The organism is Rathayibacter sp. VKM Ac-2926 (genome assembly GCF_022815565.1).
In the GTDB taxonomy this organism is placed as follows: domain Bacteria; phylum Actinomycetota; class Actinomycetes; order Actinomycetales; family Microbacteriaceae; genus Rathayibacter; species Rathayibacter festucae.
Genome location: NZ_JALGRS010000007.1, coordinates 236880 through 248961 on the forward strand (window position 1 = coordinate 236880; position 12082 = coordinate 248961).

A 12082-nucleotide genomic window follows, 5' to 3' on the forward strand; every position below is an offset into this window, starting at 1 on the left:
TCACTGCTGCGTCCAAAACGAGTCCAATCCTTCGTCGACGGCGCGGACGTCGTCGGGTGTGCCGAATACTTCGAAACGGTAGAGATGCGGCACCTCGCACTTGCGGGCGATGATGTCGCCGGCGAGGCAGTAGGCCTCGCCGAAGTTGGTGTTGCCGGCGCCGATGACGCCGCGGAGCAGGGCGCGGTTGCGCGGGACGTTCAGGAAGCGGATGACCTGCTTGGGGACCGCTCCCCCGCCGTTGCCCCCGCCGTAGGTGGGGAGCACGAGCACGTACGGCTCGTCGACGTGGAGCGTGTCGACCGCGGCCCCGTCCCGCCGGGAGTGCAGGGGGATCTGCTGCGCGGGCCGCCCGAGCTTCTGCATGAAGCGGTGGGTGTTGCCCGAGCTGCTCGAGAAGTACACGAGTCCGCTCATCGCGCGCCTCCCCCGTCCTTCCGTCGTCCGCCCTCGCGGGCGCTTGCGGACCCGCTCACGCGGATCCTCCGCCGGCCCGGGGCAGAACCTGCGCACCCGGACCGGCGAAGCTGTGTGCTCTGCTCCTGCCGCTGCATCACCGTCAGCACCTGATCTGAGGCGGCTGGACGGTGAGCTGCAAGGCGGAGGAGGAAGCCGTAGCGGCGCTACGGCGCCCGACGACAACGCCGCAGATCGCCGTTCAGACGGCTCAGAGAGCGGAGATCTTGTCGGGGCGGAAGCCGGACCAGTGATCGTCGTCCGTGATGACGACCGGCGCCTGGAGGTAGCCGAGGGCCTTGACGGCGTCGAGGGCCTTCTCGTCGACGGAGAGGTCGAAGATCTCGTAGTCGATGCCCTTGCTGTCGAGGGCCCGGTAGGTCGCGGTGCACTGCACGCAGGAGGGCTTGGTGTAGACCGTCACAGCCATGGGTGTCGTCCTTTCGGAAGGAGGTGTCCCGAGGGCCGGATCCGGTGCCGCGCCGGGGGTCCGGGCGGGCGGGGAGGCGGTCGTGGGGAGTTCTGATGTGGAGTGGTGCGGGGCGCTCGGAGACCGGGCGGCGGTGCCGGTGGGCCTCTCGGCCCGACCTGCTCAGCAATACTACATATAGTGGGCGGCCCGGCGGCAGCCCACTAGGAGTAGTAGTTACATCCGTGTAGTTGTCCACCGGTCCTCCCCCGATCCATCCACAGGCCGGGGCCCGCGGACCCGCGGAAGGACGCGGATCTTCCGGAGTTATCCACCGCTGTGGACAGTCGCGATCCGTTCCCTGGGTACAACGCTCCCCGGCGTGTCGGCATGCCCGACATGCGGGGATCCGGACGCACTCCGACCACTACATCTGGGGGTCGTCGCGCGTCGCGGGCCATACGTCGACGCTACGGCCGACCACCGACATCGGCGGCTCCGCGGGCGGGCTGCAAACTGGTCGCGGCGGCGGGGCGGACGGGACCGCGAGGACGGCGCACCACGGGCCGCGCGAGGCCTCACGACGGGTGATCAGGCGGCGCGCGCGAGCTCCGCCGCGACCGCCCGCAGGTGCGGCAGCGGGTCGGCGATGGCCGCCGCCGCCGACCCCGCCGCCTCGGTGAGGGAGCCCGCCGCGGCGAACGCGGTGGTCGGCGCCTGGATCGCTCCGGCGACCAGCATCGTGCGGGCGCCCGCCGCCTCCGCCAGCCCGAGCAGGTAGGAGGGGACCTTGCCCGCCATCGACTGCGCGTCGAAGCGCCCCTCGCCCGTGAGCACGACGTCCGCACCCGCGACGAGGGCCGGGAGCCCGAGCGCCTCGCCGACCGCGGCCGAGCCGGGGGCCAGGCGCGCGCCCCAGGCGAGCAGGCCGAAGCCGGTGCCGCCGGCCGCGCCGGTGCCGGCCTCCTCCGGATCCGCGTCGAGGTGCGCGGCGAGGTGGCGCAGGCCGTCGTCGAGGCGGAGGACGTCGTCGAGGGTCGCGCCCTTCTGCGGTCCGAAGACGTGCGCGGCCCCGGAGTCGCCGAGCAGCGGGTTGGTGACGTCGCTGAGGATCCGGGCGCCGCCGACGGGGACGGGGCGCAGCGCGTGCCGGTCGACGACCGCGAGCTCGTGCAGGGCGCCGCCGCCGTCGCCGAGGTCGTGCCCGGACACGGTGAGGAAGCGCGCGCCGAGCTCGCGCAGCGCTCCGACTCCGCCGTCGGTCGAGGAGCTGCCGCCGATCGCGAGCAGGAGCGCCTGCGCGCCGGCGTCGAGCGCGGCGGCGATCACCCGGCCGAAGCCGCGGGTGTGCGCGGTGAGCGGGCGCAGCGGATCGAGCAGCGTGATGCCGCTCGCGGAGGCGAGCTCGACCACAGCGGTGCCGTCCGGCAGCAGCAGCCAGGCCGTCTCGACGGGGCGGTCGTCGGGCCCGACCACGGTGAGCGCGTGGCGCTCCGCCTCCGGCACCGCGACCGCGAACGCGTCGACCGTGCCCTCGCCGCCGTCAGCCATCGGAGCGAGCACCAGCTCGTCGTCCGGCCGCACACCGCGCCAGCCCTCGGCGAGCGCCTCCGCCACCTCGACGGCGGTCGCCGACCCCTTGAAGGAGTCGGGCGCGATGATCACTCTCAGGGCTCCGCTGCTCATGCGCTCCAGTCTGGCAGCGGTGCGCCCGGCCCCGAACAGACCGCGAATGGACGCTCGATGGGGTCCGCGCGTGACCCAGGACCCCTTCCGCCGCCATTCGCTCGCCTCCTGTGGAGAACGAGAGCGGGTATCTCCAGCCCTCGGGCAGGATGGCGCGATGCCGCGGCCCGCACCCCTCCCTCCCGCGCTCGCGGGGCGGGCGTTCTCGGTGCAGGAAGCGCTGGCAGCGGGGGTCGGGATCGAGCGGCTGCGCGCGAGTGATCTCGAGGCGCCGTTCCGGGGAGTCCGCGTTCCCCGAGGCCAGGCCGTGACCGTGGTGCAGCGCGCTCGCGCCTACGCGACCGTCATGGACGGATCGGTCTTCTGCGGCATCACCGCCGCCCGGCTGTGGCCGCTCGATCTGCCGCGGGAACCGCCCGGCGAGCCGCTGCACGTCGCGGTGCGGCCGCCGGCCCATGCGCCGCGCGGACGCGGTCTCGTCGGCCACTCCCTCGGCGACCCCCGGCTGCGCGCCGTCCGCCGCGGCGGGCTCCTCCTCGCGGACGGAGCGAGTCTCTTCCTCCAGCTCGCCTCGGTGCTGTCGCTGGAGGACCTCGTCGCCGTCGGGGACGCGCTGGTGCTGGCCCCCGTCCGGCCTCAGCCGGGGCGGCCGTGGGTTCCGCTGCGCGAGTTGCGGAGGCGGGTCGAGGGTCACGAGGGACGCGGAGCCCGCGCGGTCCGACATGCGCTGGAGCTCGTCCGCGAGGGTGCGGAGTCGCGCCGCGAGACCCTCCTGCGCCTCGCGCTCGCGGCCGCCGGTCTCCCCGAGCCCGAGCTGCAGGCGGAGCTCGTCGACGCCGACGGGAGGATCGGGCGGGTCGATCTGCTGTTCCGCCGATGGCGGGTGGTCGTCGAGTACGAGGGCGACCACCATCGCACCGACCGCGCGCAGTGGGACCGCGATCTGATCCGCTACGAGCGCCTCGCCGCCGTGGGGTGGACCGTCGTGCGCATCGCCTCCGCCTCCTTCGACGCGGACCGCTCCGGCTGCACGGACCGCGTCCGCCGCGCCCTGCTGGCCGGCGGCTGGCGCCCGTCGCGCTGACTGCACTCGACCGCCAGGGCCACTCGCAGATCGCCTCGCGAGCAGTTCCACGAACAGACGCCGACCGGCCTCCGGCGTGCGCGCACAGCCCGTTCTGCGTCCACTCGCCTGCCACGCGCCGCACGAGAGGACGCGAACAGGGGGCCGCCACTCGCGCACGCCCCGGCATGCGTCCACTCGCGGATCGATCCGCAGCCGCCTCCTCGAAGAGACGCGACATGGGGTCCGCCTCGTGCGCACACCCCCGCACGCGTCCACTCGACGGCCCCGGCCCGCGCGAATGGACCCGAACAGGGCGTGGGCGGACGCTCAGACCCCGTCGCGCGCCGGATGGCCGCGGACGCGGCCCAGGCTCGAGCCGCAGGGGCCGCGCTCCGGCGAACCGCCCGCGGGTCTCCGCGCGGTGAGCCGCAAGGCGGAGGAGGGCGCGATACCGGCGGTATCGCAACCGACGACAACGCCGCGGATCGCCGTGCGGAAGCCGAACCGCCCGCGGGTCTCCGCGCTGTGAGCCGCAAGGCGGAGGAGGGCGCGATACCGGCGGTATCGCAACCGACGACAACGCCGCAGGCGGCCGTGCGGAAGCCGAACCGCCCGCGGGTCTCCGCGCGGTGAGCCGCAAGGCGGAGGAGGGCGCGATACCGGCGGTATCGCAACCGACGACAACGCCGCGGATCGCCGTGTGGAGAGGCGCGAGCCTACGTGGGAAGGGACAGGCGGAAGCCGCGCTTGATCACGGTGGCGACGAGGCGCGGCTCGGGCAGGGCCTGGCGGAGGCGGCTGATGGCGACGTCGACGGCGTGGTCGTCGAGGGGCTCGGGGGCGGCGGCGGCGAGGACGGCGCGGGCGACGGTGGCGCCCTCGGCGGCGACCAGGGTGCGGAAGAGGGCGAGGGCGACGGGGGTGAGGGCGACGCGGGTGCCCGCGAGCACGGCGTGCCGGCCGCGCAGCTCGAGGGGGCCGAAGTCGGTGTCGATGCGGGGGGCGGACTGCTCGAGGTGCTCGCAGGTGAGGCGGATGAGCGCGCCCATCCGGAAGCGGTCGGGGACGATCGGCAGGATCTGCGCCTCGACGAGCGGGGCGGCGGTGACCGGGCCGACGGCGGCCGCGACGACGGTCTCGCGGAAGGCGGCCTGGAGCTCGTCGAGCCGGCCGGCCGCCTCCGCGACGGTGAACAGCGCCTCGACGGCGGGCGCGCTGGTGAAGGTGACGGCGTCGAGGCCGCCGCAGCAGATCGCCTCGATGAGCCGGAGGACGCGGGCCGAGTCCTCGTGGGCGCTCCAGCGGTAGGGGGCGGCGGTGAGGACGGTCGCGCCGGCGTCGGTGAGGCGCTGCAGCTGCGCCGGGTCGGTGAAGCCGTGCAGCTGGACGGCGACGGTGCGGCCGGCGGCGCCCTCGCGCAGGGCCAGGTCGACGAGGGAGGTGGTGGTCTCGCGCTCGCTCATGCCGTGGTCGTCGAGGCCGGCGGCGCGGATCGCCCCGCGCGCCTTCGGGCCGCGGACGAGGATCCGGGCGTCGGAGAGCGCGTCGGTCAGGTCGTCGCCGAGGCCGGCGGCGTCGGCCGCCTCGAGCCAGCGGCGCATGCCGTAGGAGGTGGTCGCGAGCAGCACGTCGGGGCGGGCGGCGACGATCGCGCGGGTCTCCGCCTCGAGGACGCCCTCGGTGTCGACGCCGCGCATCCGGATGGTCGGCGCGTGTGTGACGTCGGCGCCGCGGCGCTCGAAGGCGGCGATCAGGTCCTCGGAGCGGCGGTCGGAGGTGACGCCGATGCGGAAGCCGACGAGCTGGTCGGCCCGGAAGCCGGGCGACGCGGCGTCGGCGTCGGGCCCGTCGGCGCCGGGAGCGGCGGTCGCGACAGCACCGGTCGCCTCGCCGCTCGCCTCGGTGCCGGTCATCAGCGGCCCCCTCGGGCGGTCACAGGGTGAGCGCATCGACCGCGCGGGCGATGCTCTCGGGATCCTGAGCATCATCGCACGCCGCCTGGCGCACGACCTCGCCGATGACGATGACCGCGGGCGAGCGCGGCGCCAGCTCGGCGAGCAGGCCGAGCACCCCGCCGACCGAGGAGACCGTGGTGCGCTGGGCGTGCGACCAGCCGCGCTCGACGATCGCCAGCGGCATGCCGGCCGGCATCCCCGCGCGCTGCAGCCCCGCGACGAGGTGCGGGAGCGTGTTCACGCCCATCAGCACGACCAGCGTCCCGCCGAGCCCGGCCAGGTGGCCGAGCTCCTCCTCGCTGAACGGCGCGTGGCCCGAGACCACGGTGAACGCGCGGCTCACCTCGCGGTGGGTGACGGGGATGCCGGCCGCGGCGGGCACCGAGATCGCGCTGGTGACGCCGGGGACGATCGTGAACGGGACGCCGGCGACGCGGCAGGCGCGCACCTCCTCCGACCCGCGGCCGAAGACGAACGGGTCGCCGCCCTTCAGCCGGACGACGTCGAGCCCGTCGAGGGCGCGGGAGACCATCAGCCGCTCGATCTCGTGCTGCGGGACGGCGTGATGGCCGGGGGTCTTGCCGACGTCGATCAGCTCGGCGCCGGGCGCCCAGTGGGCGAGGCCGTCGTGCGGGCCGAGGCGGTCGAACAGCACGACGTCGGCCTCGCGGAGGGCCCGCTGCGCGGCGAGGGTCATCAGCTCGGGGTCGCCGGGTCCGCCGCCGACGATGCTCACGTGCCCGACGCGGCGGTGCGCGGCGGGCTCCTCGTCGACGACCCAGACGCCGTGCCGGGCGGCCTCCGCGGCCGCGGCCGCGCGGAGGGACGCGGCGCCCTCGACCCAGGCGAGCAGGGCGGGGCGGGCCGCGGGCAGGAGCGACGCGGAGGCGAGGCGCAGGCACAGTGCGTCGTCCGCGTCCCAGCGCTCCACGAGGACGCCGGCCGCGCGGTAGCGGGCGAGGACGCGGCGGGTGCCGACGACGCTGCCGACGACGAGGACGCGGCGGCCGGTGAGATCGACGGAGAGCTGCATCACGCCTCCGATCCGGGAGCGGAGGGAGCGAACGGCGCGAGCGGCGCGGGTGCCGGCACCGACGCCGACGGCCCCACGACCGACACCGCGCCCGGCCCGATCGGGATCGACGTCCCGGCCACGAGCACCGGCCCGTCCGAGCGCTCGTCGCGCCCCGCCGGCCGGCTCTGCCCGCGCTCGCGCACGGTGCTCACCCGCGGATCCGCGGTGTCGGGCGCGTTGACGAAGGAGCGGAAGCGGCGGAGCCGGTCCGGGTCCGCGAGCGTCGCCGCCCACTCGTCCACGTAGGTGTCGACGTGGGTGGCCATCGCCGCCTCCAGCTCGGCCGCGATCCCGAGCGAGTCCTCGCAGACCACCTCCTTGACGTGGTCGAGGCCGCCGGGCAGGTCCTCCTGCCAGCGCGCGGTCCGCTGCAGCCGCTCGGCGGTGCGGACGTAGTACATGACGTAGCGGTCGATGTAGCGGACCAGGGTCTCGTCATCGAGGTCCTGCGCGAGCAGCTGCGCGTGGGCGGGCTGGTAGCCGCCGTTGCCGCCGACGTAGAGGTTCCAGCCGGTGTCGGTCGCGATCACGCCGATGTCCTTCCCGCGCGCCTCGGCGCACTCCCGGGCGCAGCCGCTGACCCCGAGCTTGAACTTGTGCGGCGAGCGCAGGCCGCGGTAGCGCTCCTCCAGGAAGATCGCCATGCCGACAGCGTCCTGCACGCCGTAGCGGCACCAGGTCGAGCCGACGCAGGACTTCACGGTGCGCAGCGACTTGCCGTAGGCCTGGCCCGACTCCATCCCGGCGTCGACGAGGATGCGCCAGATCTCGGGGAGCTGCTCGAGGCGGGCGCCGAACATGTCGATCCGCTGGCCGCCGGTGATCTTCGTGTACAGGCCGTAATGCTCGGCGACCTCGGCGATCACCTTGAGCTTCGCCGGCGTGATCTCGCCGCCCGGCACCCGCGGGACGACGGAGTAGGTGCCGTCCTTCTGCATGTTGGCGAGCGCGCGGTCGTTGGTGTCCTGGAGCGGCGCCTGGCCGGCGTCGAGGATGTAGCCGTTGGTCTGGGTCGCGAGCACGGAGGCGATCACCGGCTTGCAGACGTCGCAGCCCAGGCCCGAGCCGAAGCGCTCCATCACCTGCTCGGCCGAGGACAGGCCGAGGATCCGGACCGACTCGAACAGCTCGCTCCGGCTGAGCGAGACGTGCTCGCAGAGCGCGCGCGACACCTCGACGCCGGCGCGGGTCAGCTCGGTGTCGAGCAGCTTCTTCACCAGCGGCACGCAGGAGCCGCACTGGGTGCCGGCGCGGGTGCAGGCCTTCAGCGGGCCGAGCTCGGTGCAGCCCTCGCCGATCGCGTGGCGGACGTCGCCGACCGAGACGTTGTTGCAGGAGCAGAGCTGGGCGTCGTCGGGCAGGTCGCCCGAGGGCGCCTCTCCGCCGGCCGCCGCGAGGTAGGCGCTGGGCTCCGCGGGCAGCTCGCGGCCGAGCAGCGGGCGGAGCGAGGAGTAGGGCCCCGCGTCGCCGACGAACATGCCGCCCAGCAGGGTGCGCGCGTCGTCCGAGACGACGATCTTCTGGTAGAGCCCGCGAGCGGGATCGGCGTAGACGACCTCGAGCGCCCCCTCTCCCGCGCCGAGCGCGTCGCCGAAGCTGGCGACCTCGACCCCGGAGAGCTTGAGCTTGGTCGCGTCGTCGACGCCGGGGAAGGTCGCGTCGCCGCCGAGCAGGCGGTCGGCGACGACCTCGGCCATCGCGTTGGCCGGGGCGACGAGGCCGACGGTCCGGCCGTCGATCGCGGCGACCTCGCCGATCGCCCAGACGTGCGGGCGGCTGGTGCGGCAGGCCTCGTCGACGACGACGCCGCCGCGGGGCGCGACCTCGATGCCGACCGCGCGGGCGAGCTCGTCGCGCGCCGTGATGCCGATCGAGAACACGACCATGTCGGCGCCGATGCTGGTGCCGTCGGTCATCGTCACGCCGAGCACCGTGCCCTGCGGTGAGGTGAGGACGGCGGTGGGGCGGTTGCCGAGGTGCAGGGTGACGCCCTGCGCGGCGATGATGCGGCCGAGCGCCTGCCCCGCGCCCTCGTCGAGCTGGGCGCTCATCAGCCAGCGGCCGGAGTGGATCAGCGCGGTGCGCGCGCCGAGCCGGTGCGCGCCGCCCGCGGCCTCGAGACCGAGGAGGCCGCCGCCGACGACGACCACGCTCGCCGGGCGGCCGCGGCGGGCGCGGAAGGCGGCGAGGTCGGTGACGAGTCCGTCGACGTCCTCGAGGGTGCGGTAGACGCGGCCGTGCTCGGCGCCCTCGATCGGCGGCACGGTGGCGGAGGAGCCGGTGGCCAGCACGATCTCGTCGCCCTCGAACCAGCGGCCGTCGGCGAGCTGCACGCGGCAGTGCTCCGGGTCGAGCGCCACGACGCGGGAGGAGGTGACGAGCGTCGCCGACTCCCAGAGCGCGCCGTCGCCGAGGGTGAGATCGGTCATTCCCTCGAGGCGCTTCGAGAGGGCGACGCGGTCGTAGGGGTGGTGCGCCTCCTCGCCGAAGACGGTGATCGCGAGGGCGGTGGCGCCGGCGCGGGCGACGAGCGCGTCGACCAGGCGGTGGGCGGCGGGGCCGGCGCCGACGACGAGCACGCGTCGGGGGCCGGTGGGGATCGCTCCTCGGGATGTCATGGGCTCCACCGTAGGCAGGCGCGGTTTCGCCCCCGTTGCCCCTGCGTAACGTCGTGTGACCGACCTCTCACGACAGCGGACCGGCATCGTGAGGGCTTCGTTACGCCCGTGACTCCGGAGGGGTGCTCCCGCGAAACCTGCGCTCTCTACCGTGGGGCTCACCGCCGCCGACCGGCCGCGGGCAGCACTCCTCTCGGAAGGCGGGACGATGACCCTCCTCGATCAGCAGGTCCCGGCCCGCACTGCGCCGGCCGGCACCGAGTGGGCCGGCCCCGCGCCGGCCGCGACCTGGGTCCCCGTCTGCGACCGGCTCGAACTGGAGCCGCTCTGGGGCGAGGCCGCGCTCGTCGGCGGCGTGCAGCTCGCGCTGTTCCTCCTCCCCGACGGCCGCGTCTTCGCCGTCTCGAACCTCGACCCGGCGACCGGCGCGGCCGTGCTCTCCCGCGGCATCGTCGGCTCCCGCGCGGTGGACGGCGTGCAGCGGGCGACGATCGCCTCGCCCCTGCACAAGGACGTCTTCGACCTCGAGACGGGCGTCTGCTACACCTCGCCGCGGCTGCACCTCGCCACCTGGAGCGTGCGGGAGACGGGCGGTGTGATCGAGGTCGCCCAGCGGACCGCGCTGGTCTGCGCCTCGCACGGCACCTCCGACGACGACGGCCGCACCGCGGTCGCCGCGCTGGTCCAGGCGGTCCGCGAGGCGAACCCCGCAGCGGATGTGCTCGACTCCTTCGTCGACGTGCAGCAGCCCGACGTGCCGGCCTCCCTCGGCACGCTCGAGCCCGACCGCCCGGCCGTCGTCGTGCCGCTGCTGCTCTCGGCCGGCTACCACGTGCACGTCGACCTCGCCGAGGCCGCGGCGGAGGCGGAGCGCCCCGTCCGCGTGAGCGGAGCCCTCGGCCCGGACCCGCGGCTCGCCCGCGTCCTCGCCCGCCGCCTCCGCGAGGCCGGTCTCGCGGACGGCGACCGCGTCGTGCTGGCCGCGGCCGGCTCGAGCGACGCCGGCGCGGTCGCCGACTGCTGGGCCACCGGCCGCCTCCTGGCCGCCGAGCTCGGCCGCGACGTCGCCGTGTCCTTCATCTCGGCCGCCGAGCCGCGCGTCTTGGAGGCGGTAACCGCCGAGCGCGCCGCCCACCCCGGCGCCCGCGTGCTCGTCTCCACCTACCTCCTCGCCCCCGGCTACTTCGCCTCGCTCGCCGCCTCGGCGGGGGCCGACCTCGCCACCGCCCCGCTGCTCACCGCCGTCGACCCGCCCGCGCGCGAGCTGGTCGACATCGTCTCCGAGCTCTTCGGCCGCAGCGCGTAAGCGCCCGGCCGCTCGACCTTCTCTCCCCGCACACCCCCCCGCTCTCTCTCCCCGCTCTCTCGCCCCGCACTCTCTTCGGCGCGCCCGCGCCCACTCCCCGGAGGATCCGATGACTGCTGCACCGCCCACCACCGCCCCCGCCACCACCGGCCCCGCGACGACCGCCCCGTCGGGCCTCACCCGCCGCCCCGGCCGCTGGATCGACGGCTGGAACCCCGAGGACCCCGCGCAGTGGCAGGCGGAGGGGCGCCGGGTCGCCGGCCGCAACCTGCGCTGGTCGATCTTCGCCGAGTTCCTCGGCTTCGTCGTCTGGCAGCTCTGGTCGGTCGTGGTCGTCCAGCTGCCCGCGGCGGGCTTCGACTTCAGCACCGGCGAGATCTTCTGGCTGATCTCGATGCCGAGCCTCGTCGGCGCGACGCTGCGGATCCCGTACACCTTCATGGTCCCCCGCTTCGGCGGGCGGAACTGGACGATCGTCTCGGCCGGCCTGCTGCTCATCCCGAGCATCGGACTCGCGCTCGCGGTGGGGAACCCGGACACGCCCTTCGGCGTGATGCTCCTGGTCGCGGCGCTGGCCGGCTTCGGCGGCGGCAACTTCGCCAGCTCGATGGCCAACATCACCTTCTTCTACCCGCACGCCCAGAAGGGCTACGCGCTCGGCCTGAACGCCGCGGGCGGCAACCTCGGCGCCTCGGTGGCGCAGCTGATCGTCCCGATCGCCGTCACGATCGGCGCCGCGGCCACGGTGAACCTGCCGCTCGCCGGCCTCATCTGGGTGCCGCTGATCATCGTCGCGATGATCGGGGCCTGGAAGCGGATGGACAACCTCTCGACCGCGAAGGCCGACGTCGCCGCCTCCCTCGCCGCGCTGCGCGAGCCGCACCTCTGGCTGCTCGCGGTGCTCTACATCGGCACCTTCGGCTCGTTCATCGGCTTCGCGGGCGTCTTCCCGAAGCTGATCGCCGACACCTTCCCCGAGTTCTCCCAGTTCTCCGTCGGCTCCGCGACGCTGACCCTCGCCTTCCTCGGCGCCCTCGTCGGCTCGCTCTCCCGGCCGTACGGTGGCCGTCTCGCCGACCGCTTCGGCGGCGCACCCGTGACGATCGCCGCGTTCGTCGCCATGGGCGCCGGCATCCTCTTCGTCATCGCGACGCTGCCGCTCGGCAGCTTCTGGCTCTTCCTCGTCGGCTTCCTCGTGCTGTTCGCCTCGGCAGGCATCGGCAACGGCGCGACCTACCGGATGATCCCGACCGTCTTCGCCCTGCGCGCCCGGCAGAAGGGTGACGACGGGGTCGGCGCGCAGCGCACCGCGGCCGCGGCCCTCGGCCTGATCTCGGCGATCGGCGCGTACGGCGGCTTCGTCATCCCGCAGCTGCTCGGCTACTCGAAGACGACCTTCGGCGACTACACGACGGCGCTCGGCTGGTTCGTCGCGGCCTACGCGGTGATGCTCGCGATCACGGCGGGCGTCTACCTCCGCCTGGCCGCGAAGACCGGGACCCGGATCTGAC

General features: G+C 74.8%; 9 protein-coding genes. 3 read left to right on the plus strand and 6 right to left on the minus strand.

Features of this window, described 5'->3' with window-relative positions:
- From nrdI to MT351_RS12140, 3 genes are all read right to left on the minus strand, one after another.
- Nucleotides 1–417, minus strand: a complete 417-nt coding sequence (nrdI, locus tag MT351_RS12130; RefSeq protein WP_123447770.1) for a class Ib ribonucleoside-diphosphate reductase assembly flavoprotein NrdI — start codon at nt 415–417, stop codon at nt 1–3.
- Nucleotides 418–667: 250 nt separating this feature from the next.
- Nucleotides 668–886 carry a glutaredoxin-like protein NrdH gene (nrdH, locus tag MT351_RS12135; protein ID WP_123447771.1) on the minus strand — a complete coding sequence of 73 codons (219 nt, stop codon included), beginning with the start codon at nt 884–886 and terminating at the stop codon, nt 668–670.
- A 570-nt stretch (nt 887–1456) separates the two neighbouring features.
- Nucleotides 1457–2551: a glycerate kinase gene (locus MT351_RS12140; protein ID WP_243582289.1), complete on the minus strand. Its 1095-nt coding sequence runs from the start codon at nt 2549–2551 to the stop codon at nt 1457–1459.
- 157 nt (nt 2552–2708) lie between these two features.
- On the opposite strand from MT351_RS12140, the gene MT351_RS12145 reads away from it, so the two are divergent.
- The gene (locus tag MT351_RS12145; RefSeq protein ID WP_207901791.1) at nt 2709–3635 is read left to right on the plus strand and encodes an endonuclease domain-containing protein; all 927 of its coding nucleotides are present in this window, start codon (nt 2709–2711) and stop codon (nt 3633–3635) included.
- Between the two features lie 698 nt (nt 3636–4333).
- On the opposite strand, the gene MT351_RS12150 is transcribed toward MT351_RS12145, so the two are convergent.
- Genes MT351_RS12150 through nirB form a run of 3 tightly spaced genes read right to left on the minus strand, consistent with a single transcriptional unit; the run spans nt 4334 to nt 9265 of the window.
- Nucleotides 4334–5530 (minus strand): uroporphyrinogen-III synthase, encoded by a 1197-nt coding sequence (locus tag MT351_RS12150; RefSeq protein ID WP_243582290.1) that lies wholly within the window; start codon nt 5528–5530, stop codon nt 4334–4336.
- 19 nt (nt 5531–5549) lie between these two features.
- A complete protein-coding gene (gene cobA, locus MT351_RS12155; protein WP_243582291.1) occupies nt 5550–6605 on the minus strand; it encodes a uroporphyrinogen-III C-methyltransferase in 1056 nt (351 codons plus the stop codon).
- The gene (nirB, locus tag MT351_RS12160; RefSeq protein ID WP_243582292.1) at nt 6605–9265 is read right to left on the minus strand and encodes a nitrite reductase large subunit NirB; all 2661 of its coding nucleotides are present in this window, start codon (nt 9263–9265) and stop codon (nt 6605–6607) included. The genes cobA and nirB overlap by 1 nt, the downstream gene beginning before the upstream one ends.
- Nucleotides 9266–9473: 208 nt before the next feature.
- On the opposite strand from nirB, the gene nirD reads away from it, so the two are divergent.
- Together nirD and MT351_RS12170 are read left to right on the plus strand one after the other, a co-directional pair.
- On the plus strand, nt 9474–10571 hold the full coding sequence (nirD, locus tag MT351_RS12165) for a nitrite reductase small subunit NirD (RefSeq protein WP_243582293.1): 1098 nt from the start codon (nt 9474–9476) through the stop codon (nt 10569–10571).
- A 109-nt stretch (nt 10572–10680) separates the two neighbouring features.
- Nucleotides 10681–12081: an MFS transporter gene (locus MT351_RS12170; protein WP_243582294.1), complete on the plus strand. Its 1401-nt coding sequence runs from the start codon at nt 10681–10683 to the stop codon at nt 12079–12081.
- Nucleotide 12082: the final 1 nt, after the last annotated feature.